24 protein-coding genes are annotated in these 22486 nt (G+C 68.4%); 11 read left to right on the top strand and 13 right to left on the bottom strand.

From position 1 onward, the window contains the following. Positions 1-7: 7 nt before the first annotated feature. Genes ACIBG5_RS05535 through ACIBG5_RS05525 form a run of 3 tightly spaced genes read left to right on the top strand, consistent with a single transcriptional unit; the run spans position 8 to position 2093 of the window. Positions 8-739, top strand: a complete 732-nt coding sequence (locus tag ACIBG5_RS05535; RefSeq protein WP_396390284.1) for an ArsR family transcriptional regulator — start codon at positions 8-10, stop codon at positions 737-739. Beyond that, a complete protein-coding gene (locus ACIBG5_RS05530; protein WP_396390283.1) occupies positions 736-1116 on the top strand; it encodes a VOC family protein in 381 nt (126 codons plus the stop codon). The genes ACIBG5_RS05535 and ACIBG5_RS05530 overlap by 4 nt, the downstream gene beginning before the upstream one ends. Before the next feature lie 26 nt (positions 1117-1142). Beyond that, entirely contained in the window at positions 1143-2093 is a 951-nt protein-coding gene (locus tag ACIBG5_RS05525) for a nucleoside hydrolase (RefSeq protein ID WP_396390282.1), read from the top strand. Here the strand turns inward: ACIBG5_RS05525 and ACIBG5_RS05520 are convergent. Both ACIBG5_RS05520 and ACIBG5_RS05515 read right to left on the bottom strand, forming a co-directional pair. Further along, a complete protein-coding gene (locus ACIBG5_RS05520; RefSeq protein ID WP_396390281.1) occupies positions 2078-2950 on the bottom strand; it encodes a polysaccharide deacetylase in 873 nt (290 codons plus the stop codon). The two genes, ACIBG5_RS05525 and ACIBG5_RS05520, sit on opposite strands and share 16 nt — an antisense overlap. Beyond that, a complete protein-coding gene (locus tag ACIBG5_RS05515; protein ID WP_396390279.1) occupies positions 2947-4068 on the bottom strand; it encodes a tRNA-dihydrouridine synthase in 1122 nt (373 codons plus the stop codon). The genes ACIBG5_RS05520 and ACIBG5_RS05515 overlap by 4 nt, the downstream gene beginning before the upstream one ends. A 120-nt stretch (positions 4069-4188) precedes the next feature. Here ACIBG5_RS05515 and ACIBG5_RS05510 point away from each other — a divergent pair, with 120 nt between their 5' ends. After that, positions 4189-4785 (top strand): DUF1989 domain-containing protein, encoded by a 597-nt coding sequence (locus ACIBG5_RS05510; RefSeq protein WP_396390278.1) that lies wholly within the window; start codon positions 4189-4191, stop codon positions 4783-4785. Between the two features lie 3 nt (positions 4786-4788). Here ACIBG5_RS05510 and ACIBG5_RS05505 read toward each other — a convergent pair whose 3' ends face one another. Together ACIBG5_RS05505 and ACIBG5_RS05500 are read right to left on the bottom strand one after the other, a co-directional pair. Next, complete coding sequence (locus ACIBG5_RS05505) at positions 4789-6348, bottom strand: PucR family transcriptional regulator (RefSeq protein WP_396390277.1); 1560 nt, start codon at positions 6346-6348, stop codon at positions 4789-4791. A gap of 60 nt (positions 6349-6408) precedes the next feature. Then, on the bottom strand, positions 6409-7143 hold the full coding sequence (locus ACIBG5_RS05500; protein WP_396390276.1) for a class I SAM-dependent methyltransferase: 735 nt from the start codon (positions 7141-7143) through the stop codon (positions 6409-6411). 70 nt (positions 7144-7213) lie between these two features. On the opposite strand from ACIBG5_RS05500, the gene ACIBG5_RS05495 reads away from it, so the two are divergent. Further along, positions 7214-7786, top strand: coding sequence for a GNAT family N-acetyltransferase (locus ACIBG5_RS05495; protein ID WP_396390275.1), 573 nt, complete (start codon positions 7214-7216; stop codon positions 7784-7786). A 6-nt stretch (positions 7787-7792) separates the two neighbouring features. On the opposite strand, the gene ACIBG5_RS05490 is transcribed toward ACIBG5_RS05495, so the two are convergent. The 3 genes from ACIBG5_RS05490 to ACIBG5_RS05480 form a co-directional block, all read right to left on the bottom strand. After that, a complete protein-coding gene (locus ACIBG5_RS05490; RefSeq protein WP_396390274.1) occupies positions 7793-9757 on the bottom strand; it encodes an acyl-CoA dehydrogenase family protein in 1965 nt (654 codons plus the stop codon). A 312-nt stretch (positions 9758-10069) separates the two neighbouring features. Beyond that, entirely contained in the window at positions 10070-10738 is a 669-nt protein-coding gene (locus tag ACIBG5_RS05485; RefSeq protein WP_396390273.1) for a response regulator, read from the bottom strand. Further along, positions 10735-11874 (bottom strand): sensor histidine kinase, encoded by a 1140-nt coding sequence (locus tag ACIBG5_RS05480; protein ID WP_396390272.1) that lies wholly within the window; start codon positions 11872-11874, stop codon positions 10735-10737. The genes ACIBG5_RS05485 and ACIBG5_RS05480 overlap by 4 nt, the downstream gene beginning before the upstream one ends. 178 nt (positions 11875-12052) lie before the next feature. Between ACIBG5_RS05480 and ACIBG5_RS05475 the strand changes: the two genes are divergently transcribed. Together ACIBG5_RS05475 and ACIBG5_RS05470 are read left to right on the top strand one after the other, a co-directional pair. Beyond that, entirely contained in the window at positions 12053-14167 is a 2115-nt protein-coding gene (locus ACIBG5_RS05475) for an MMPL family transporter (protein WP_396390271.1), read from the top strand. A gap of 39 nt (positions 14168-14206) precedes the next feature. Further along, the gene (locus tag ACIBG5_RS05470; protein WP_396390270.1) at positions 14207-15610 is read left to right on the top strand and encodes a peroxidase family protein; all 1404 of its coding nucleotides are present in this window, start codon (positions 14207-14209) and stop codon (positions 15608-15610) included. On the opposite strand, the gene ACIBG5_RS05465 is transcribed toward ACIBG5_RS05470, so the two are convergent. Together ACIBG5_RS05465 and ACIBG5_RS05460 are read right to left on the bottom strand one after the other, a co-directional pair. After that, positions 15595-15909, bottom strand: coding sequence for a hypothetical protein (locus ACIBG5_RS05465; protein ID WP_396390269.1), 315 nt, complete (start codon positions 15907-15909; stop codon positions 15595-15597). The two genes, ACIBG5_RS05470 and ACIBG5_RS05465, sit on opposite strands and share 16 nt — an antisense overlap. A 53-nt stretch (positions 15910-15962) precedes the next feature. Further along, a complete protein-coding gene (locus tag ACIBG5_RS05460; RefSeq protein WP_396390268.1) occupies positions 15963-16280 on the bottom strand; it encodes an antibiotic biosynthesis monooxygenase family protein in 318 nt (105 codons plus the stop codon). 83 nt (positions 16281-16363) lie between these two features. Between ACIBG5_RS05460 and ACIBG5_RS05455 the strand changes: the two genes are divergently transcribed. From ACIBG5_RS05455 to ACIBG5_RS05440, 4 genes are all read left to right on the top strand, one after another. Beyond that, positions 16364-17572, top strand: coding sequence for an MFS transporter (locus ACIBG5_RS05455; protein WP_396390267.1), 1209 nt, complete (start codon positions 16364-16366; stop codon positions 17570-17572). A 100-nt stretch (positions 17573-17672) separates the two neighbouring features. Next, positions 17673-18248, top strand: coding sequence for a dihydrofolate reductase family protein (locus tag ACIBG5_RS05450; protein WP_393389151.1), 576 nt, complete (start codon positions 17673-17675; stop codon positions 18246-18248). A 192-nt stretch (positions 18249-18440) separates the two neighbouring features. After that, positions 18441-20144 carry an MFS transporter gene (locus ACIBG5_RS05445; protein ID WP_396390266.1) on the top strand — a complete coding sequence of 568 codons (1704 nt, stop codon included), beginning with the start codon at positions 18441-18443 and terminating at the stop codon, positions 20142-20144. Between the two features lie 20 nt (positions 20145-20164). Then, positions 20165-20356 carry a hypothetical protein gene (locus ACIBG5_RS05440; RefSeq protein ID WP_360446092.1) on the top strand — a complete coding sequence of 64 codons (192 nt, stop codon included), beginning with the start codon at positions 20165-20167 and terminating at the stop codon, positions 20354-20356. On the opposite strand, the gene ACIBG5_RS05435 is transcribed toward ACIBG5_RS05440, so the two are convergent. The 4 genes from ACIBG5_RS05435 to ACIBG5_RS05420 form a co-directional block, all read right to left on the bottom strand. Beyond that, positions 20337-20852 carry a sigma-70 family RNA polymerase sigma factor gene (locus ACIBG5_RS05435; protein ID WP_396390265.1) on the bottom strand — a complete coding sequence of 172 codons (516 nt, stop codon included), beginning with the start codon at positions 20850-20852 and terminating at the stop codon, positions 20337-20339. The genes ACIBG5_RS05440 and ACIBG5_RS05435 overlap by 20 nt on opposite strands. A 23-nt stretch (positions 20853-20875) precedes the next feature. Then, positions 20876-21289: a hypothetical protein gene (locus ACIBG5_RS05430; RefSeq protein WP_396390264.1), complete on the bottom strand. Its 414-nt coding sequence runs from the start codon at positions 21287-21289 to the stop codon at positions 20876-20878. 58 nt (positions 21290-21347) lie between these two features. Then, positions 21348-21581, bottom strand: a complete 234-nt coding sequence (locus tag ACIBG5_RS05425; protein WP_396390263.1) for a hypothetical protein — start codon at positions 21579-21581, stop codon at positions 21348-21350. A gap of 274 nt (positions 21582-21855) precedes the next feature. Further along, positions 21856-22317 (bottom strand): organic hydroperoxide resistance protein, encoded by a 462-nt coding sequence (locus tag ACIBG5_RS05420; RefSeq protein ID WP_396390262.1) that lies wholly within the window; start codon positions 22315-22317, stop codon positions 21856-21858. Positions 22318-22486: the final 169 nt, after the last annotated feature.

Genomic DNA, 22486 nt, shown 5'->3' with positions numbered 1-22486 from the left:
AGGCGCCGTGAACGGTGTGCCTGAGTTCGTCCGGCTGGTCAGTCATCCGCTGCGATGGCAACTGGTGGCCGAGCTCGCTCGAAGCGATCTGCGAGTGCGTGAGTTGGTCGCCGTTGTCGACGAGCCGCAGAACCTGGTCTCGTACCACCTGAGGCTCCTGCGCGACGGCGGCCTGGTGGCGTCGCGGCGCAGCAGCTTCGACGCCCGCGACAGCTACTACCACCTCGACCTCGACCGCTGTGCGGAGGCGCTGGCCGATGCCGGCACCGCGCTGCATCCGGCGCTCCGGATGACGCCGGTGCCCGAGGACCCGCCACGCCGTTCGAGCGTGTTGTTCGTCTGCAGCGGCAACAGCGCACGCTCGCCGATTGCCGAGGCGCTCCTGCGACACCGAGCCGGGAACCGCGTGCGCGTCAGCAGTGCCGGGACCCGGCCCAAGGACCGAATCCATCCGCACGCCGTGCGAGTACTGCGGGAGCACTACGACATCGACATCGAGGAGCAAGCACCACGGTCGCTCAACTCGACCCTGCACAGTCGTTTCAAGCGCGTGATCACCTTGTGCGACACAGCGCGCGAAACGCTCGCCGACAACCCGCCCCGCGCGCATTGGAGCATCCCCGACCCTTCGGCCGGCGACGACGGCCGGAGCAGTTACTCGAGGTTTGTCTCCGCGGCGGCGGACATCGACAACCGTGTTCGGCACCTGCTGCCGAGCCTCAAGGAGGACCAACCATGAACGACGAGGAGACCTTCGCCAGCGTCCGCTACATCGTCGACGACGTCCCGGCGGCCATCGACTTCTACACCAGCCAGCTCGGTTTCGTACTGCGGAGCAACCCGGCGCCGGTGTTCGCCGACGTCACCCGCGGACCACTGCGCCTCCTGCTCTCCGGACCGCAGACCTCTGGCGCCCGCGCCACCCCGGACGACGCGTCGGACGCCGGCCGAAACCGCATCCATCTGATTGTCGACAATCTCGACGCCGAGATCGAACGGCTCGAGGCCGCCAAGGTCCCGTTCCGCAGCGAACCCACCTCCGGCCCAGGAGGCCGCCAGATCCTGATCGCCGACCCGGCCGGCAACCTCATCGAGCTGTTCCAGCCCGCAGGCTGACGGCGGCCCGGCACTAGCATGTGCGGGTGGCGATACCGGTGGTGCTCGACTGCGATCCTGGGCATGACGATGCGATGGCGTTGCTGCTGGCAGTCGCGGACCCTGCGATCGACCTGCGCGCGGTCACCACCGTGGCCGGCAATCAGACGGTCGAGAAGTGCACCATCAACGCTCGCCGGGTGCTGTCGCTGGCCGGGGCGCGAGATGTCCCGATCGCTCGCGGGGCCGACCGCCCGTCGGTGCGGCCGTTGCGGATCGCCGACGACGTACACGGCGAGACCGGGCTGGACGGTCCGCTGTTCGACGGCGACCCGACGGTGCCCGAGGCAACGATCACGGCCCACGAGCTACTGGTCGACGTACTGACCACGCATGAGTCGCTGGTCACGATCGTGGCGACCGGCGCGCTGACGAACGTCGCCCGGCTGCTCGCGGAACGCCCGGAGCTGACCGACCGGATCGACCAGGTCGTCTGGATGGGCGGTTCGACCGAGCGTGGCAATGTGACGCCGTACGCCGAGGCCAACTGCTTCGTCGACCCCGAGGCCGCGGACCAGGTCCTGCGATCGGGCGTCCCGTTCACGATGTGCGGCCTCAACGTCACGCATCAGGCGCTGGTGACGGACGACGTACTGGCGTCCTTCGCACGCATCGGCACGCCGCTGGCCGGCATCTGCATCGAGTGGATGACCTTCTTCGCCTCGACCTACCAGCATCTCTGGGGCTTCACCGCGCCACCGCTTCACGATCCGGTCGCCGTCGCCCGAGTCATCGACCCCACCATCGTCCGCTGCGTCGAGGCCAACGTAGTCATCGAAACCAAGGGCGAGTGGACCGCCGGCGCCACCGCCGTAGACCTCCACCACTACACCGGGCGGGCGCCCAACGCCCAGGTCGCCATCGAACTCGACCAAACCGCCTTCTGGGCCAAGCTCATCGACGCCATCACTCTCCTCGGTCATCAACCCAACGGGTAGACGGATGGATCCGCCACGACGGCCGGCGGAGTTCGTGGTGGGAGTGTGGGGTCGGCGCGGGCAGCGGCGGCCAGGTCCCGGCAGCGGGCGAAGGTGATGTCGCCGCAGGATTGGGCGTACTCGATCAGGTCGCGCAGGGCGAGGAGACGGCTCGGACGGCCGGACAGGAACGGATGCAGGCACAGGTTGAACAGACAGCGATAGTGCCGCATCGCGTCCAGCTCCGCGCGCCACAGCTCCAGGACCTTGCGCGGCGACTCGATGACCGTGCCGATCTGCGGCGACGGGAGATACGCGTACTGCTCCCAGTCGTCGAGTGACCAGTGCACCGGCAGCTCCACGACCGGCCGGCCGCCGACATCGAGTAGGTACGGGCGGTCGTCGCCCATCAGCGATGAGTCGTACGAGAGCCCGTGCTCGGCGACCAGGTTCAGCGTGGTCCGGGTGGCCTCCCAGAGCGCGGCCCGGTGGCCGTGGATCTCGATGCCCTGCGCAACGAATACCTCGAGGGCCCGCTCGAAGTCCGCCCGCTCGTCCGCCGCGGTGAGCGTAGTCGGCGCGCGATGACTGTAGGAATGGTGAGCCACCTCGTGACCACGCTCCTGGATGGTCGCCGCGAGCCCCGGCCGCTGCTCGGCGACCCAGCCCGGCACGAAGAACGTCGCCGGCACGCCGAGATCCGCGAGCAGCTCCAGGATCCGCGGTACGCCGACGTCCGGGCCGTACGCCTGGTGCGACATCGTGGTCAGGTGATCGGCGTACCGGCGCCCGGCCGCGAGGATCGGCGTCTCGGCGTCGACGTCGAAGGTGAGCGTGACGACGGCCTGTGCCCCGCCATGCCACGTCGGGGTCGTCATGACCGAGCAGTCTGCCACTGCTTCGCGTTGGCCAGGGTCGCCGCCGGCTCGAGCATCCCGCGGTCGAACCGGTCGAGCTGGTGCTCGTCGGCGAGTCGCCGGGGCAGATCGGGGTTCGCGAGTGCACCCCGGGCGATCGAGACGAGATCGGCGTGGCCGTCGGTCAGGACGCGATCCGCGCGCTCCGGGTCGTGCATGCCGCCGTTCGCGATCACCGGCAGCCCGCTCACCTTGCGAGCCAGCCCGGTGATCGTCTGGCCGCCCGGCAGCCGAGCGGTCTCGAGCCAGTCCCGGCCCTCGCTGGCGATGTGCAGATAGTCGACGCCCTGAGCGGCCAGGATCCCGAACACGACCTCGGCGTCGTACGCGCCGCCGGGCCAGCGGTACTCGAGATCGTTCACCTTCGTCTGCGAGAGCCGTACGCCGACGACGAACCCGGGCGGTGTCGCCGCGACGATCGCTGCGGCGACCTCGGCAGTCAGCCGGATCCGGTTCGCCACCGGTCCGCCGTACGCATCCGTGCGCTGGTTCGTGTAGACGGTGAGGAACTGGTCGAGCAGGTATCCGTTAGCGCCGTGGATCTCCACGCCGTCGAATCCGGCTTCGTGCGCCCGGACCGCTGTCGCGACGAAGCCGGCGATCACCTCGTCGATCTCGCTCGCGGACAGTTCGCGCGGCGTCGGCCACGGACCCTGCCCGCCGTACTCGGACAGCATCTCGCCGATCGGCTGGACCGCCGACGGCCCGACTCGCTCCGCGCGGTGCGGATTGCCCTGCGAGATGGCGCCGGCGTGCATCAACTGGGCCAGGATCGGCCGGCCGGCCGCATGGACCCGGCGAGTCACCTCCCGCCATCCCGCCACCTGAGCCGAGGTGGTGAGACCCGGCTGGTTCAGATAGCCCTGGCTGTACGCCGGGTCGGTGTAGGTGCCTTCGGTGATCAGCAGGCCGAACCCGCCCTCGGCGAACGCCGCGTAGTAGTCGGCCATCTCGTCGGTCGGTACGCCGTCCGGCGTCGCGGACACGCGTGACATCGGCGCGACGGCGAATCGGTTCGCGAGCTCGACCGTGCCGACTCCGATCGGTCGCAGGGCCGGGTGAGTTGTCGTCAGTTCCATGCCTTGAACTTCATCAGCGTCGGGTGCAGCCTCGCGATGGATCAAGCCACAAGATCAGCCCTGTCATGCTGGACGATCGTCCACTGCAGGCCGATGACTCGACCTGCTGGAGTTGGTGGCATGCAGACAGTTGCTCGTACCCCGGTGCCCGCCCGGGCCGGACGCGCCGTCCTGGTCCAGCGGGGCGACCACGTCCGCGTCGTCGACGTCGCCGGCGGACAGGTCGGCGATCTCTTCGCGTACGTCGCCGCGCCGTCCGGGATCACCACCGAACACCTCAGCGCCTCGCACACGAGGACAGCAACCAGCCGGCTCTTCCCCGCCATCGGTGAAGCCTTCACCACCAACGAGCGGCGCCCGATCCTGACCCTGCTCGAGGACACCTCACCGGGCCGGCACGACCTGCTCATCGCAGCCTGCGACGACGCCCGGTACGCCGGACTCGGCGTACCGGATCATCCGTCGTGTGCACGGAACCTGCGGGACGCGCTCGGACGCGACATTGACGTCGTGCCGCAGCCGGTCAACCTCTTCATGCAGGTGCCGGTGCGCCGCGGCGGCATCCTCGACTGGTTGCCCGCGGCCACAGCCCCCGGCGACTCGGTCACGTTCCGCGCCGAACTCGACTGCCTGGTCGTGGTCTCCGCGTGCCCGCAGGACCTGACCGTCATCAACAACTCCCGGCCGACCGATCTCGCCATCGAGGTCGTGCGCTGACGGCTACCCGGCGAGCTCGTCCGCTTCCAGGGCGAGGTAGAGATCCACCCGGTCCTCGGTCCGGGCGACGTCGCGCCCGGTCAGCTCGGTGATCCTGGCCAGGCGGTTCCGCAGGGTGTTCACATGAACGTAGAGCGCGGCGGCGGTTGCGCCGTACTGGCCGTCATGAGCGAGGAAGGCTCGCAGCGTGGACTCGAGCTCACTGTCCCGCGTGGCGTCGTGCTGCCGTAGCGGTCCGAGCACACCGTCCGCGAAGCCGCGCAGTGTCCCGGCGTCCTGCAGTCCGAGAAGCAATCGGTGGGTCCCCAGTTCCCGGAACGACGCGACCGTGTGTCCTCCGCGCCGGCGGCGCAACACCTGGCAGGCCTCGCGGGACTGCACCAACGGCTGCCGCAACTCTCGTGCCGAGGCGGCGGTGTCACCGAGCCCGACGACCGGCCGGCGATCCGGGAATCGCTTCCGGAGCACGGTAGACAGCGCCTCGGCCAGCTCCTTGAGCTCCTGCCGGGGCTCTTGCAGTACCGCGACCACATCCTGACTGCCGCCGGCGACGACCACGGCCAGCCCCTGAGCCAGGAAGACCTCGCCGATCGTCTCCGACAGGCCCGGCAAGGTCGACTCGGCACCGTCGGCGAACGCGACCGTGAGCACGGCCAGCCGACCGGATGGATCCACTCCGAACGCCCGGAGCCGGTCGGGCACCTCGGCCGCCCGCTGCGCACCGGACAGAATCATGTCCAGGAGTTCACTCGCGAACCGCAGCTCGATCGCCTGGATCGCCTGCTGCTTGGCCACCTCGAGGCTGAGGAAGCGTGCCACCTGGTCGAGCGCATCCTGCTGCGGCTTCGTCAGCTCGGTGACCGGCCGAAGGCACAACAGGGCAGCGTCCGTGTCGCCGACGGCACCGACCAGGAACACTGTCGCGCGACCTTCCGGCCCACCGAGATCGATCTCCAGCGGTGGTGGATGGCGGGCCAGTCCGTCGGCAACGCGTCGGCGCTGGTCTGTCGACAGGTCCACGCCCGCCGACGCCAGCGGCCTCGCCATCCGGTCCACGACCGCCAGCGGCAGCTCGTGCTCGCGCCGCAGTACAGCCAGTACGCCGGAAGCGCCCGCACCGTGCGAGATCGCCGAGGCCAGCGCATCACCGCGCCGAACCATGCCGACCAGAGCGTCCCGTCGCTCGTCGGCCTGCAGTGCCGACGCAGCCTCGGCCACCGCGGTGAACGGAACCGCGATCGAGATCTCCGCCAGCGGCAACCCCTCCTGCCGGCACGCCTCGATCAGCTCGGCCGGGGTCTGCGGCATCACGTCACGCAGCCCGAACACAATGCCCGCGGCACCGGACCGTCGTACGTTGGCCGCGAAGTCGGCCGCGGACGTCTCCCGCAGCCACAGTCCGTTGGTCAGCACGATCTCGCCGGTCCGAAGGTACGGCGACGGGTCCGGCAACTCGGTGCTGTGCACCCACAACACCTCCCGCTCGACCGCTCCCTCCTCGCCCGGAACCAGCAGCCGCAACTCCAGCGACCGATCGCTCAGCAGCGCACCAAGACTCAACATCCTGTGAACATATCCAGTGATCCGCAGATCAACTAGAGATACGCCCACTGAGAGAGGACGTCAGGCCGGGGTTTCGGCGGCGACGATCAGGAAGTTCGGGAGACGGGTGTAGGCGACCGCGCCTGGCACGGAGGCTGCGGCGGCTGGGTCCAGCGTTGGCTCGACGACCTCGCGGAGGCGGCAGCCGAGGGCGGCCAGTTCGTTCAGGTACGCCGAGAGGGGGCGGTGGAAGTCGGGGGCGGCCGGACCGTGGACGACGTACTCCTCCAGGTATCGGTCCTGGCGGTACTCGCCGTGCTCGCGCCAGGTCGTCAGCAGGTTCTCGAAGGCAGGGTGGACCAGGGCGAAGACGAACAGGCCGCCGGGTCGCAGTGCTTCTACGCAGGCGCGCATCGCGGGCTTCCAGTCGGGGATCGCCATCAACACCATGCTGCAGACCACGGAGTCGAAGGCTCCGCCGAGGTCTGGCAGCCGGGTCAGGTCGGCCTGGACATACCGGACGCCCTGGCCGGTCTCGGTTTCCTTGTCACGAGCGAAGGTGACCATGGCCTCGGTCGGTTCGACGCCAACAACCTCAGCTCCGCGCTCGGCGAGCATGCGGCTGAAATACCCGTTACCGCATCCGGCGTCCAGCACCCGCCGTCCCCGTACGTCGCCCAGCAGCCGCAACAGCACCGGGTTCACCAGATGCCGCTTGACGAAGTCCCCCTCCTCCGCGGTCGCCTCCATCGCCTCCTGCGTACTCGAGGCGTCCCACTGACTGATCGCGGCTTCATTCGTCCAAGTCGAGTTCACCCGCCGACCCTAGGACGCCCGGCAGCACATCTCGACCGAAATATCGCGTCGGTCGTGGGATCGTGGTGGCATGTCGATTGAGGTTCGGCCGGCTGAGGTGTTCGAGGATGTTCGTGCCGTCATCGGGCCGAAGTCGCCGACGTCGAATGTGTGCTGGTGTTTGAGCTACCGGATCCCGTCCAAGTTGAACAACGAGCTCCGCGGACCGGACCGAGGCGAGTACGTCGCTGAACTGTGCCGTGCGGACCTGTCTCCGGGAGTTCTTGCCTATGACGACGAGACGCCGGTGGGGTGGGCCGCGGTCGCGCCGCGCGCGGACACGTCGTTCGCCCGCAACCGCAAGATCCCGCAGGTCGACGACCTCCCGGTCTGGTCGCTGTGGTGCATCCGGGTCCGTCCGGGGCACCGCAAGCAGGGCATCTCCCACGCCCTGATCGACGGTGCGGTCGAGTTCGCTCGCGAGCACGGCGCGCCGGCGATCGAGGCGTACCCGCTCGACAGCGGCGACGCCAAGGTCGACCTGACGATGGCCTACCCCGGCATCCGCAAGAACTTCGAACGCGCCGGCTTCACCAAGGCCGCCGACACCACCTCCGTCCTGGCCGGCCACCCCCGCATTCTCATGCGCCTCAACCTCAGCTGACTGTTCTCAGCGGTAGCGGCGGGAGACGTTTTCGGCCGTGGACTCACCTGGTTGCCATTCGCTGATCCAGGGGCCGGTTCCTTCGGAGGGGTCGACGATGCCGGATTCGAGCCAGGTGTAGGCGCCGTCGAGGACGTGGTTCGCGAGGCGGCGGTCGGTGTCATCGGTGTTCTTCCAGAGCCGCTCGAACAGGTGGTCCACCCGGAGCCTTGCCTGTTCGCAGAAGGCGCCTGCCAGCTCGTACGCCGTCTCGCCGCGCGCCGGATCGTCCGCGCGCAGCATCTCGGCCCGGGAGCAGGCGGCCGCCATCGCGAACAGCTCCGCGCCGATGTCGACGATCCGTCCCAGGAAGCCCTGCCGGTACTCGAGCTTCGCCTGCCAGCGGCCCATCCCGTAGAACGTCTGCCGTGCGAGCTTGCGCGACGTGCGCTCGACGAACCGGAGGTGTTTCGCCAGCGGCCCGAACTCGGCGTACGACGTCGGCGCCGAACCCTTGCCGACGGCAAGCTGTGGAAGCCATTTCGCGTAGAAGCCGCTCGCCTTCACCGCTGCCCTCGCCTTGGCCTGCAGGTCGGCATCCGCCGAGGCGAGGTCGCCGGCCGCGGCCAGGTGCGCGTCGACGGCTTCACGGGCGATCAGCAGGTGCATGATCTCCGTCGATCCCTCGAAGATCCGGTTGATCCGCAGATCACGCAGAATCTGTTCGGCCGGCACCGCACGTTCCCCGCGTGCCGCCTGCGAGTCGGCGGTCTCGTAGCCGCGACCACCACGGATCTGGACCAATTCGTCGGCGATCAGCCACGTCATCTCACTGGACCACAACTTCGCCAGCGCGGCTTCGATCCGGATGTCCTTGCTCCCCGCGTCGGCCAGCTTCGCCGAGAGGTCGAGCACTGCCTCGAGCCCGAACGTGGTGGCGGCGATGAACGAGATCTTCTCGGCGACCGCGGCGTGCTTGCCGACCGGCCGGCCCCACTGGACCCGTTCCGCGGACCACTCCCGGGCGATCTTCAGACACCACTTGGCGGCCGCGGTGCAGGTCGCCGGGATGGAGAGCCGGCCGGTGTTCAGCGTGGTGAGCGCGATCCGCAGACCGTCACCCTCGCGACCCAGGCGGTTCTCGACCGGCACGCGGACCTGGTGGAACCGGGTGACGCCGTTCTCGAGGCCGCGCAGTCCCATGAAGGCGTTGCGATTCTCCACCGTGATGCCTGGTGCGTCGGCCTCGACCACGAACGCGCTGATGCCACCGCGACCGCCGTCGTGTTTCGGCACGCGCGCCATCACGACGACCAGTTCAGCGATCACTCCGTTGGTGGTCCAGAGCTTCACGCCGTCGAGCAGATACGCCTCGCCGTCCTCGGTCGGGGTCGCGGTCGACGCCATCCGGGCCGGATCGGATCCGACGTCGGGCTCGGTCAGCAGGAACGCCGTCACCGCGCCGGCGGCGCACCTCGGCAGGAACTCGGCCTTCTGCTCGTCGGTGCCGAACATCTTGACCGGCTCCGGTACGCCGATCGACTGATGTGCGGACACCAGTGCGCCAAGGCTGGGATGAACCGATCCGACCATCATCAGGGCCTTGCCGTAGTACGTCGTCGACAGGCCGAGGCCGCCGTACTCGGTCGGGACCTTGATGCCGAACACGCCCAGCTCGGCGAAACCCTGCAGGTACTCGTCCGGGACCTTCGCCTCCCGCTCGATCAGCTGGCCGTCGAGGGTCTCGCAGTACGCCGTCAGTTTGGCCAGGAACTCCTCGCCTCGCGAGACGTCATCCGGGGCAGAGCGCGGGTGTGGGTGGATCAGCGACAGGTCGAAGTCACCGAGATACAGCTTCTTGGCGAAACTCGGCCGGTCCCATTCGGTCTGCCGTGCCGCCTCCGCGACTTCGCGGGCCTCGCGCTCGCTGGCGTTCCGCGCTGTTCCCGGCTGCTCGGTCATCTGGTCCGTAGGTACCTGCTCCGTCGTCACGCCGCATCTCCCTGCTCGAGGGCACGCCCTGACCCACCAGTCTTACCCGGAAGTAGCTTTCTGTGAACCGTAGGGCGCACGGATCGGCCCAGGAAGCGGAACCGGATCCGTCGGCTCGGCCGGCCCGGTCGGCTCGAGCGGTTCAGGCGGCATGTGAGGCGCCGGCGGCTCCGAAGGCTCCGGCGGCTCTGGCGGCGGCATAGGCGGCTGGACCGCCCAACCCGAACATCCCTTGCCCATCGCCCGATCCTTCCCGGGGCCACTGCTCCTCGTAGTGCCCACGTGCCCCATCAACCCCGGATCCATTCGGGTCTACGACTTCCCACGGTGATTGATGCGGCCGGTTTCGAAGGCCCAGATGGCGATTTCGACGCGGTTCCGGGCGCCGATCTTGCCCATGACGCTGGTCAGGTGGGTTTTGACGGTGCTGAGGCTGATGTGGAGGTCTGTCGCGATCTCGGCGTTGGTCCGGCCGGTGGCCGTGGCGATGAGGACCTGCTCCTCGCGCGTGGTGAGTGGATCGACGAGCTGAACCGGCGTATGGCCGGCGGGTGGGTCGGAGAACGCGGCGAGCAGCCGCGCGGTGATCCTCGGCGCGATCAGGGCGTCGCCGTTGGCGGCGGCGTGGATCGCCTGGACCAGAAGGTCCGGCCCGGCATCCTTGAGCAGGAAGCCCCGCGCGCCCGCCTTCAGCGCGCCGTACACGTACTCGTCCACATCGAACGTCGTGATCACCACGATCGCCATCGGGTCGTCGACGCCGGCGCCGGCGAGCTCGCGGGTCGCGGCGATCCCGTCCATGCCAGGCATCCTGATGTCGAACAAGCACACGTCGGGCCGAAGCCGGCGCGCCAGCTCCACGGCCTCCCGCCCGTCGGCCGCCTGGCCGACCACTTCGATGCCGGGTTGCGCCTCGAGGATCATCGCGAGCCCAGTACGGACGAGATCCTGGTCGTCGGCGACGAGCACCCGGATGCTCATCGGCCCGCCGTTCGCGGCAGCACGACGTCAACAGTCCAGCCCTGGTCCGAGGAAGGCCCAGCGGCGAACGAGCCGCCGAGAAGCATCGCGCGCTCGGTCATCCCCACCAACCCATAGCCGAGGGAAGTCGCGGGCGCCGAGGCGCCTTCTCCGTCGTCGCGGATGGTGAGCCGTACGGCGTCACCGTCCACCGCCACGCGGACATCGATGCGAGTCGCCTGACGTGCATGCCGTACGGCGTTCGTGATCGACTCCTGAGCGATGCGGTAGATCGCCGCATCCACCGCCGGTCCGAGATCCTCGACATCGCCCGACACCTCGACCTGAACCCGATCCCCCACGCTGCGCGCGAGCCGCTGCAGGTCAGCCACTCCCGGGTTCGGCGCGAGCGCCGCCGTCCCTTCATCGCGCAGTACGCCAACCATCCGCCGCATCTCGGCGAGAGTTCGTGTGCCCTCCGCTTCGATCACCGCGAGCGCGTCCACCGCAGCCTCGGGACGGGACACGGCGACGGCCCGGCCGGCTTGCGCCCGGATGACGATGGCCGACACATGATGGGCGACCGTGTCGTGCAACTCGCGAGCCAACTGCTCGCGCTCGCGGAGCCGCACCTGGTCCAGTTCGCGCAGCCGGGCAGTCGACCGGTACCGCACGGCGGCCCCGAGCGTGGCCGGGAACAACAAGAACATGCTGCCGACGACGGCTTCGACGTACCCGGTGAAGTCGCTGATGTTCGCCAGCACCATCGCGGCCAGGATGATCACGAGCCCGATGCCGATCTCGCGCCCGGATCCCCAGCGGACGAGCGCGTAGGGCAGCAGGATCACGCAGATCATCGAATTCAGGCCGAAGGGTCCGCGACCGCTGATCAACGCGATGATGTCGATCACGATCACGGCACCGAACACCGCGGCCACCACGGCGAGAGGCTGAGTACGTCGCCACAGGAGCGCCCAGACGACGGCCACGGCCACCACGATCGCGACGGGCCTCCAGACCACGTCATCGCGGACCACGCCCTCGATGACCACCGCCGTCAGCAAGCCGGCAACGAGCACCCAGTCGCGCCACACCCGCTTGGGCGGGTACGGCGCTCGCGGCTCGGCCAGTAGCGAGCGGACGGCGTTTCTCAACATGCCCACAGCGTAAGGACTTCGTGCGCCCAGCGGATCGGCTCAAAGTACGGCTCGTGGCTCGGCTGATCGGCCGAGGAAAGTCCGCCCCATTGCCCGAGGCGCGGTCCTGCTCGTCGCCGACACGATGATCGCGAACCCTCGCCGGATGATCGCGAACCCTCGCCGAAGGAGCTGAACCATGAGGTCGAACCTTTACAGACTGGGCCGGTACGCCGCACGCCGGCCGTGGGTGGTCATCGGGGCCTGGCTGGTGGTGGCGGCGCTCGTGGTCGCGGCGTCCGGCGCCTTCGGCAAGAAACTCGAGGAGTCGTTCGGGGCACCGGGCGTGGACTCACAGTCCGCGACCGATCTGCTGTCGGCCGCCGGGGCCGATCAGGCCGGCCTGACCGCGCAGGTGGTGGTCACCCCGCGCGACCAGAACGCAACGCTCACCTCGCCGGAGCTGCGGACTGCTCTGACCCAGGTCCGGTCGACCGCGGCCGGGCTTCCTCAAGTGCTTCGCGTGGGCGATCCCGTCATCTCACACGACGGCCGGGTCGGTCTCATCCGCCTTCAATACCCGGTGCTGGACAAGCTGGAGCCGAGCGACCTGGACAACCTCAAGTCGTTGGCAGTCGCGGGTTCGCCGCTGCGGATCGAGCTGGGCGGCGACCTGTTCTATGCGTTCGAGGAGGGCCAGGCGGGCCTCGGCGAGGCGTTCGGTCTGATCGCGGCGATCGTCATCCTGCTGCTCGCCTTCGGTTCGATCATCGCGATGGGCCTGCCGATCGGGATGGCGCTCTTCGGCCTCGCGCTCGGGATCAGTTCGCTGTCACTCGTCACGTACCTGATCGAGCTGCCCAGCTGGGCGCCTGTGCTCGGCAGCATGATCGGTCTCGGCGTGGGTATCGACTACGCGCTGATCATCGTCACGCGGCACCGCGAGTCGCTGGCCCGCGGGGTGAGCGTCGAGGAGTCCGTCGGTCGGGCTGTCGCCACCGCTGGTCGGGCTGTGCTCTTCGCCGGCGGCACGGTGGTGGTCGCGATCCTCGGACTGGCCGTGGCCGGCGTACCGTTCATGACCGCTGGTGGCGTTGCCATCTCGCTCATCGTCCTGATCATGGTGCTCGCGTCGCTCACCTTGCTACCCGCTTTCCTCGGCCTTGCCGGGCACCGGATCAACCGCCTCCGGGTACGTCGCGTGCGGTCCTCCCCCGGCCCGGGATGGCAACGCTGGGCGGGACATGTGTCGCGGCACGCCACCGCGTATGCCATCAGCGCGACCGTGCTGCTGCTGGCACTCGCCGCACCGGTTCTCGCGCTGCGGGTCGGCACACCCGATGACGGTGCACTTCCCGTGCAGCGAACCGAGCGCCGGGCGTACGACCTCGTCGCCGCGGGATTCGGTGCCGGGAGCAACGGTCCGCTGGTCATCGCCGTCGACATCTCGAAGGACTCCACCGTCGTGCAGCCGCTCGTCGACGCCGTCAAGGCCGATCCGGGTATCGCCTCGGTCGCACGTCCCGAGGTGAACACCTCGGCCGGAGTCGCGACGCTGATCGCCGTACCGACGACCGGACCGCAGGACGATGCCACGATGACCACGGTGAAGCGACTCCGCGCGGAGGTCTTTCCTTCAGTACTGCGGCACAGCCCGGCGACCGCGCATGTCGGTGGTCAGACGGCGACGCTCGCGGATGTCGGTGCCAAGGTCAACGATCGGCTCGGGCTGTTCATCGGCGCGGTGATCCTGCTGTCCGTCGTGCTGCTGACCGTCGTCTTCCGCTCGGTCGTCGTACCGCTGAAGGCGGCGTTGATGAACCTGCTGAGCATCGGCGCGTCGTTCGGCGTGATGGTGATGGTGTTCCAGTGGGGCTGGGCGGCCGGCCTGATCGGGCTGGAGTCGACACTTCCGATCCTGCCCTTCATCCCGATGTTCATGTTCGCCGTGGTGTTCGGTCTGTCGATGGACTACGAGGTCTTTCTGCTCACCCGGATCCGGGAGGAGTACGTGCGGACCGGCGACAACCACAGTGCGACGGTCCACGGCATCGCCACCACCGGCCGCGTCATCACCTCGGCGGCGCTCATCATGATCTCGGTCTTCGTCAGCTTCGCCCTCACCGACGATCCGACCGCGAAGATGTTCGGTCTGGGCCTGGCGGTTGCCGTGCTGATCGACGCCACCATCGTGCGGCTGGCCCTGGTCCCAGCCCTGATGACTCTCCTCGGCGATGCCAACTGGTGGCTTCCACGGCCCTGGCGGACGCGCACGCGCGACGTCACAGACCGAGTGGCTGTCCTGTCTAAGTGAGCGACTGGTCTGTCCCCGTCCTTCATGGAGGTCATTCAGGTGCCCCACAGCGCTCCACCCCAGGTGCATGGCAGTCACCAGGTCGCCCGGGACCATTGCCTCAGCCCGGCACGCGCCGTCGACCGGCCCACCGGCTCGGCGCGCTACGGGCGGATGTTTCCCGGGCTGGAGCCGCTCGGCACCGACCCTCAGGTGCTGATGCGCGCAGGCGGCACTGGTGGGATCTGCGACGCGGCCGCCGCCCTGGACCAGCTCAGTGCGGGCGACGACGCGACTGAAGCCGCGGGCTGGCCGTTCTTCGGTCAGTTGATCGCACACGACATCACGGCCGACCGCTCCCCCATCGCCGGGGGCATCGACGCCGAGGCTTTGCGTAACGCCCGCACTCCGAGGCTCAACCTGGAGATCGTGTACTCCGACGGCCCGATCGGATCGCCGTACCTGTTCGATCTGGGCGACCCGGCGAAGTTCCTGCTCGGTCCCGACGGTGGCGACGTACCGCGCAATCACCAGGGCGTCGCGTTGATCGGTGACCCGCGCAACGACGTCCATCTGTTCTCGTTGACGCTGCACGTCGCCCTGCTGCATGCGCACAATCGGATTGTTGACAAGCTGCGCGCGAACGGCGTACCTGAGGCCGATGTCTTCGGCCAGGCCCGGACCGCGCTGACGTGGCACTACCAGTGGATCGTGGTGCACGACTTCCTGCCGCGGCTGGTCGGCGCGTCACTGGTGGAGCAGGTGCTCGCCGAGGGCGGCCGGTGGTTCACGCCGGCGCCGCTGCAGGCGTACATCCCGCTGGAGTTCGCCGACGCCGCGTACCGGTATGGACACGGCCAGATCCGGCATACCTACCAGCTCGTCGAGGGCGGTCCCGCCGTACCGCTGTTCCCCGACCTGGTTGGGTTCGGGCCGCCGCCGGCCGACCGGCGTCTCGATCTCGCGCAGATCTTCGATCTGCCTGGCCGCCCGCCCGCGCAGCGCGCCAAACGCCTCGACGGTCGGCTCGCAGCCAGCCTCATCGGGCTGCCCGAGCAGGTGACCGGCGCGGTCGACACCGCGTCCTACCGCTCGCTGGCGGTACGCGACCTGCTCCGCGGCGAGACGACCCAGCTGCCCAGCGGCGAGGCGATCGCCAGGCTCATCGGCGCAGAGCCGCTGACCGCCGACGAGCTGGAGCAGAACTGGCCGCACGGTACGCCGCTGTGGTTCTACATCCTCAAGGAGTCAGAGCACCGCGGCAACGGCGACCGGTTAGGCCCGGTCGGCGGCCAGATCGTCGCGGAGGTCTTGATCGGCCTGCTTCGCGCCGACCCGGCCAGCTACTTGAGCCTCGAGCCCACCTGGGACCCGACTCTGCGCACCGCCGGACCAACCTTCGGCCTGGCCGACCTACTCACCCTGAGCATGCCGCCGGCCGGGATCGGTCAGGAACGGTCGTAGTGGCTTGGCGGGAACGGGTGCTTTTCCGTCAGTGGATAGACCTCGCCCTCGGACTCTTCCCGGCGGAGCTCCGCCTCGGCTTCCTGGTACTCCTCGGACTCGGTGAGGTCGGTCGGCACCGGCTCGTCGGTCGCCGGCGGTACGTCGTCCGGATCGTAGTCGTCGATGCCGGCCTCGACCCGCTCCTGCTCGGTCCGCCGGGCCAACTCGTCGTCATCGGGGTGCAGCGACGAAGCCCCGCCATGCTCCCGCCGATCGCGCCGAGCATCCTCAGACGTCTCGAACGGTTCATCCGTCATGATTCCTCCTCAAGCGCGGCTGGCGGTCATGCGGCCGTCAGGAACCACAGTAGTCACGCCTCGCTCGGCACCGGAGCGACCTCGAAGTGGGTGACTGTGTCCTCCCGCTCGAGGAGGTACTCGTCGTCCTCGGGGTAATACTTCGCGTGGCTGATGTCGTCGCCGGCGAAGGCACGGATGTGGTCGAGGTCGGTCCACCAGCTCAGCGTGATGATCTCGGTCCGGCCGTCGCCGAGATCGCGGGTGAGCAGCTGTGCGCCCTGGTTTCCCGGCGTACGCCGATAGCCGGACATCCCGGTGCGCTCGACGATGTCGACGTACTCGGCCGCCTTCTCGGTGGGCACCCAGCCCCGCCACATGCGCGCGATCATGCGCTCACCGTACGCCGGACAGCGGGGCGCGGATCTGCTCGGGCCGGATAGGGTTTCGACAGCCGCGACTTGGGGGGAGGCCCATGCTCGACCGGTCCGAGTCTGCGCTGAGCATCGTCGTCCAGTCGCGTTTCTACCGTTCGGCGTTCCTGTCCTTGCTGATCGCCGGGATCGGGGTGTCGGCCGCGACGCCTCAGCTGACCCTGTTCCTCGTCCGCGACCTGGGCGCTCCCCTGCCCGTGGCCGGCCTGTACTACGTCACCAACCTGGCCGCGCCGATCGCCGGCTACGCAGTCGGCCGATTGTCGGACCGGAGCCACGATCGACTGCTCTGGTTCCGCATCTGCGCGCTGATCGGGACTGCCGCCTGGCTCGCGATGGCAGCCGCGAACACGGTCTGGCTCCCGTTCGTGATCAGCGCCGTGGCGCTGAGTGTCGCCGGCGGATCCATGGCGCAGCTGTTCGCGGCCTGCCGGGACGAGCTGAGCCGGCACCCGACGAAAGCCGAGAACCGGGTCGTGGCAACGGTCCGGATGGCGTTCACGACCGGCTGGATCCTCGGACCGGTCTTCGGGAGCTGGTTCGGCGGGGTGTTCGGGCTTCGGGCGCTCTTGGTGGCGACCGCCGTCTGCACCTTCGCGCAACTGATCCCGCTCGGGCGCCAACGCGTGGAGCGCTATCACAACTTGTCCCTGCCGCCGCGACCCGCGAGCCGGCGGCAGATCGACCAGCTGATGCCGTTGCTGATCTTCACCGCTGTCTGCGTACTGGCGATGACCGGTGACACGATCAAGTTCGGCTATCTGCCCATCTACATGGCCGAACAGCTCCATGTCTCCGATTCGGTGCGCGGCGCGGTGATCGGCGTACAGCCTTTGCTCGAATTGCTGCTGCTACCCGTGGTTGCCCGGCTGGCCGACCGCTTCGGGCCGATGCTGGTCATGACGGGAGGCGCCGCGCTGGGCCTGGCCGGGAACCTCGCTTACGCGACGAGTACCTCGGTCGGAGGACTGTTCCTCGGGCAAGCACTCACGGCCGGACTGTGGGCCTGCGTCGGCGCGCTCGGAGTGTCGATCGCACAGCAGCTCTACCCCGAGGGCGTCGGTACGGCGTCCGGCATCTTCCTCAGCGCGATCCCGCTCGGTTCCGCGGTCGGCGGCACGATCGGCGGCATCGGCGTGGCAGCCATCGGGCTCCCCCACGTCTTCTTCGTGCCGGCCATGCTGACGACGTTCAGCATGGTCGCGTTCGGCGTACTCACGGCGCGCAACCACCTGCGCATGATCCCGTGATCTCGCGGCGGATGTACGTTGTCGACGCGATGTGTCGTACCCGGCGGCCCTTGTTCGACGCATTGACGACAGCACGTCACATCACCCCAAGGAGGAACTGATGCGCACCCTGATCGCCACCGCGTTCGTCTCACTCGACGGCGTCGTCGAGGCACCCGGCGGGGAGCCCGGCTACCGCAACTCCGGCTGGACGTTCAAAGACGTCGCGTTCGACGAGGCGGCGTACGAGCTCAAAGGCCGCGAGCAGGAACAGGCCGCGGCCATGATGATGGGCCGGGTCAGCTACGAGGCCTTCTCACCGGTCTGGCCGGACATGCTCGACGACTTCCCGCGCTACAAGGTCCTGCCGAAGTACGTCGTGTCGACCACCCTGCAGGACAAGGACCTGGTCACCAACTGGGGCGACATCACCATCCTGCGCTCGCTGGACGACGTCGCCGCCCTCAAGGAGACCGACGGCGGCCCGATCATCATCCACGGCAGCGCCACCCTGGACCGCAACCTCTCCGACGCCGGCCTGATCGACCGCTACCACCTGCTCGTCTTCCCCGTCCTGCTAGGCGCCGGCAAACGCCTCTTCAGCGACACCGACAAGGACAAACAAAACCTCACCCTGGCAGAAAGCCAGTCCTACCCCAACGGCATCCAGAAACTCGTGTACGACGTCACCCGCTGACCGCCCGATCCGAGACACCCCGGACGGACACCCACCCCGGTGCCCGTCCGGCGTCTCACCCGCGCGTAGCGGCGGCGTGGGAGTGACCAACCACACCCGCACAGGACAGATGATCGGGGGCGTGGGCGGTTGGGATGTGCTTGGGGCGTGGGTATCGTTAGTTTTGCTAACGATATTGTTTGGGGTGTACACGTGAGTTCTGCACCGGTCGGTACGTCGTCCCGGTTCACTGTCGATGCCGATCATCCTCGCTACAAATGGATCGCGCTCTCGAACACCACGGTGGGCATGCTGATGGCAACCATCAACTCCTCCATCGTGATCATCTCGCTGCCGGACATCTTCCGCGGCATCAAGCTCGATCCGCTGCAGCCGGGCAACGTGAGTTACCTGCTGTGGATGCTGATGGGCTTCCTGCTCGTCACCGCGGTCCTGGTCGTCTCCCTCGGCCGGCTCGGCGACATCTATGGCCGGGTGAAGATCTACAACCTCGGTTTCGCCGTGTTCACGGTGGGGTCGATCGCCCTGGTGTTCGACCCGTTCACCCAGGGCAGCGGAGCACTGTGGCTGATCCTGTGGCGCCTGGTCCAAGGCGTCGGGGCCGCGATGCTGTTCGCGAACTCGACCGCGATCCTTACCGACGCGTTCCCGTCCGATCGGCGGGGATTCGCGCTGGGCATCAACCAGGTCGCCGCCATCGGCGGGTCGTTCGTGGGGCTGGTTATCGGCGGTCTCCTCGCACCGGTGGACTGGCGGCTGGTCTTCCTGATCTCCGTACCGTTCGGATTGATCGGCACGGTCTGGTCGTACAAGAGCCTGCGCGAGACGAGTGTCCGCACGCGGGCGCGCGTCGATTGGGTCGGCAACGCACTGTTCGCGGTCGGCCTCACCGCGATCCTGGCGGGCATCACGTACGGCATCCAGCCGTACGGCGGCCACGACATGGGCTGGACGAATCCGTGGGTACTGGCCGGACTGATCGGCGGCGCCGCCTTGCTGGCCGTGTTCAGCGTGGTCGAGGCACGGGTCGAGGCGCCGATGTTCAACCTGTCGCTGTTTCGCATCAGAGCATTCACGGCAGGCAACCTGGCTGGTCTGCTGGCCTCGGTGAGCCGGGGCGGACTGCAGTTCATGCTGATCATCTGGCTGCAAGGCATCTGGCTGCCGCTGCACGGCTACAGCTTCGCCAGCACGCCACTGTGGGCCGGCATCTACCTGCTGCCACTGACCGTGGCGTTCCTGATCGCGGGACCCTTGTCCGGCTTCCTCTCCGATCGGTACGGCGCGCGGGCCTTCGCAACCGGCGGCCTACTGCTGGCGGCACTCAGCTTCCTCGGTCTCATGATGCTGCCCACCAACTTCAACTACTGGGCCTTCGGCGGCTTGCTGGTGTTGAACGGCATCGGTTCCGGGCTGTTCTCCGCGCCGAACACCACCGCGATCATGAACAGTGTTCCGGCCAACCGGCGCGGCGTCGCGTCCGGGATGCGCGGTACGTTCTTCAACTCCGGTACGTCGCTGTCCATCGGCATCTTCTTCAGCCTGATGATCGTCGGCCTCGCGCAGACGTTGCCGGCAGCACTGACCTCCGGCCTCGAAGCGCACGGGGTCTCCGCAACGGTCGCAACCGGCATCGGACAGCAGCCGCCCGTCGGCAGCCTGTTCGCCGCCTTCCTCGGCGCGAACCCGATCGGAACGCTTCTCGGCAGCCTGCCGGCCTCGGCCATCCAGGGCGCCGACCTGAACACCCTGACCAGCAAGCAGTTCTTCCCACAACTCATCGCCACCCCGTTCCATCACGGCCTGGTGATCGTGTTCGGCGCAGCCATCGCAATGTCGCTCATCGCCGCCGTCGCCTCACTCTTCCGCGGCACCCGCTACGTCCACACCGACTGATCCTCGAGGGAGCAAGCAAAATGAAGAAGCCACTGATGGTTGTGGTGGGTGTTGTGGTGGCGCTCCTGGGCCTCCTCTTCACCCTGCAAGGCGCCGGTGTCATCGGCGGCAGCGCGATGAGCGGCACCACGTTCTGGACGGTCGCAGGCCCGATCATCATCGTGATCGGCCTGGTCGTCGCCGCCGTCGGAGTCAGGGGCCGGGCACGCTGATCAGGGTGCGGAGGGCACGGAGCGCGTAGTACAACCTGGACTTCACGGTGCCGGGAGGTACGCCGAGTTCGCGGGCGGCCTCGGTGACGGATCGGCCGCGGTAGTACAGCTCCACCACGACGTCGCGGTGTGCGGCGGACACCTGGCGAAGGGCGTCGCCGAGCATCATGGTGTTCACCACGGACTCGGAGTGATCTCCATGGATGCGGCTGTGCTCGGCGATGTCCCCCAGCTCCAGGGGACGAAGGGATCGGGCCCGGGCGCGGTCGGCGACGAGGTTCCGCGCGACCGTGAGCAGCCAGCCGAGCACCGAGCCTTTGTCCTCGACCAGGTCGTCGGCGTGTTTCCAGGCCCGGACCAGCGTCTCCTGGACGATGTCCTCGGCTCCGCTACGGTCGCCTGTCAGCCGAGTGACGAACAGCAGCACGCTCCGCCCGTACTCGGCGTACAAGCCGTTGACCAGTACGTCGGCCCGGCGGCGGTCCGCCTCACCCATGACTGCCCTTCCCGGCGAGATCGTCAGCGCCGGCCGTCGGGCGCCATCAGCGCGACTGCGGTCGGCAGCACAAGACCCGCCGCGACGAGCGCGAACAGGAGCAGGCGCAGGTGCTCCCTGTCCAGTTCGCCGTACAGCTGCCACGCCGGGTGAGGTACGTCGAGCGCGAGGGCAGCCTGGGCCGCCCGCAGGTTGATCACCGATTCCAGCTCCGACATCCTGCGGAGCCGCAAGACGCGGTCATCCGAGCGTGCGTACCTGTCGTGCCGCTGCAGCAACTGCCGAAGGCTGACCGCGATCTCCTCGATCGGCGGCCCGATCGGTTCCAGAGCACTGTCCGGGTAGCCGAGCCGCCGGGACCTGACCCGGCGTACGACGAGATAGGTCACGCCCGACAGCAGCGCAAGCGACAGTCCGCAGAGAATGACGACGATCATGTGCCCGGAATCCCTTGACTTGAAGCGATCTGGGTCCCCTAGGCGAGTGGTGCCTGCTTCACCGGGTACTGCGCGCGATGCGCCGGTGCTCGGCGAGCTTCAACGCGTTGCATCCGTTGGCCTCGCCAATGATGTAGTGCACTACGCTCATCACGATCGCGTCGAGTTGAGTGGGTTCGATCCGGTCCGAGTCGCAGACCCGGCACCGCATCAGCCACTCGCCGGCCCGCTCGCTGCAGACGACGACCGGGGCGCCGTCAGTTACCGGGTTGTATTCCACGACCACGTTCACTGTTCGACCTCCTCGTACCGTCGGGCGCGGCACCGTCCGGGGGCAGATCGCCCTCCGGCGAGGGGTGGAACGGGTTAGCCGGGGCCGGCTCCCGTCACACCTCCCGGGACACCTGTGGGGACTCTCCCAGACTGGGCCGTCCGCCCCTTCCCGGTCGACACCGCCAGCCCCCGTCCCTCCCCCCTGCTAGCAGGAATCCGGAGGAAGCCCACGGACAGCATGAAGGCACCTCCTGCGGCTGTACGCCGTAGGAGGTGCCTGCGCCGTCGTACGGTCAGGCGGCGGCCTGTTCGATCTGCTGCCCGTCGACGCTGAGGATGACGTCGATGTTGCCGCGGGTCGCGTTGGAGTACGGGCACCGCTGGTCCGCGCGGAGCATCAGGTCCGCAGCGTCGGCGGCCGAGAGATTCGGTGCGTGCAGGTCCAACGTCACCTGCAGGCCGAACCCGCCGTGACCGGTCGGGCCGATCCCGACGCGGGACCGGATCTGGGAGTCGGCGGCATCGAGCTTGCGACCCTGCGCGACGCCCAGGAGCGCCGACTGGAAGCAAGCCGCGAAACCCACCGCGAACAGTTGCTCGGGATTCGTGCCGGGACCACCCTGGCCGCCCATGTCCGCGGGTACCGACAGGTAGACGTCCAGATGACCATCGGTAGTCTGACCATGCCCGGCGCGGCCGCCCTCCACGGTCGCCTCGGCGGTGTAGAGCACCCTGCTCAACGGTGTGGCTGGCATTTCTGCTTCCTTCCTGACGCGCTGACAGACGGAGTCCCCAGGACGCGGGGGCTCACCTCCGACGATTTCGCACGAGCGGGCCGATGTCGCTGCGGCCAGCCGCCGACTTCGCGTACAGCCAGCCGGACGTCAGTCCTTCCCGTTAGCCGGTACGTCAGGAGAGCCCAGC

The sequence above is a fragment of the Kribbella sp. NPDC050241 genome (assembly GCF_044459685.1).
Taxonomy (GTDB): domain Bacteria; phylum Actinomycetota; class Actinomycetes; order Propionibacteriales; family Kribbellaceae; genus Kribbella.
This window is presented reverse-complemented; position numbering and strand designations above follow the sequence as displayed.

Bases quoted from the DNA above. Each gene is read 5' to 3' on its own strand.
- ACIBG5_RS05530 (WP_396390283.1), top strand. From the start codon at position 736: ATGAACGACGAGGAGACCTTCGCCAGCGTCCGCTACATCGTCGACGAC.
- ACIBG5_RS05520 (WP_396390281.1), bottom strand. From the start codon at position 2,950: ATGACGACCCCGACGTGGCATGGCGGGGCACAGGCCGTCGTCACGCTC.
- ACIBG5_RS05515 (WP_396390279.1), bottom strand. From the start codon at position 4,068: ATGGAACTGACGACAACTCACCCGGCCCTGCGACCGATCGGAGTCGGC.
- ACIBG5_RS05510 (WP_396390278.1), top strand. From the start codon at position 4,189: ATGCAGACAGTTGCTCGTACCCCGGTGCCCGCCCGGGCCGGACGCGCC.
- ACIBG5_RS05505 (WP_396390277.1), bottom strand. From the start codon at position 6,348: ATGTTGAGTCTTGGTGCGCTGCTGAGCGATCGGTCGCTGGAGTTGCGG.
- ACIBG5_RS05495 (WP_396390275.1), top strand. From the start codon at position 7,214: ATGTCGATTGAGGTTCGGCCGGCTGAGGTGTTCGAGGATGTTCGTGCC.
- ACIBG5_RS05485 (WP_396390273.1), bottom strand. From the start codon at position 10,738: ATGAGCATCCGGGTGCTCGTCGCCGACGACCAGGATCTCGTCCGTACT.
- ACIBG5_RS05480 (WP_396390272.1), bottom strand. From the start codon at position 11,874: ATGTTGAGAAACGCCGTCCGCTCGCTACTGGCCGAGCCGCGAGCGCCG.
- ACIBG5_RS05475 (WP_396390271.1), top strand. From the start codon at position 12,053: ATGAGGTCGAACCTTTACAGACTGGGCCGGTACGCCGCACGCCGGCCG.
- ACIBG5_RS05465 (WP_396390269.1), bottom strand. From the start codon at position 15,909: ATGACGGATGAACCGTTCGAGACGTCTGAGGATGCTCGGCGCGATCGG.
- ACIBG5_RS05460 (WP_396390268.1), bottom strand. From the start codon at position 16,280: ATGATCGCGCGCATGTGGCGGGGCTGGGTGCCCACCGAGAAGGCGGCC.
- ACIBG5_RS05455 (WP_396390267.1), top strand. From the start codon at position 16,364: ATGCTCGACCGGTCCGAGTCTGCGCTGAGCATCGTCGTCCAGTCGCGT.
- ACIBG5_RS05450 (WP_393389151.1), top strand. From the start codon at position 17,673: ATGCGCACCCTGATCGCCACCGCGTTCGTCTCACTCGACGGCGTCGTC.
- ACIBG5_RS05440 (WP_360446092.1), top strand. From the start codon at position 20,165: ATGAAGAAGCCACTGATGGTTGTGGTGGGTGTTGTGGTGGCGCTCCTG.
- ACIBG5_RS05435 (WP_396390265.1), bottom strand. From the start codon at position 20,852: ATGGGTGAGGCGGACCGCCGCCGGGCCGACGTACTGGTCAACGGCTTG.
- ACIBG5_RS05430 (WP_396390264.1), bottom strand. From the start codon at position 21,289: ATGATCGTCGTCATTCTCTGCGGACTGTCGCTTGCGCTGCTGTCGGGC.
- ACIBG5_RS05420 (WP_396390262.1), bottom strand. From the start codon at position 22,317: ATGCCAGCCACACCGTTGAGCAGGGTGCTCTACACCGCCGAGGCGACC.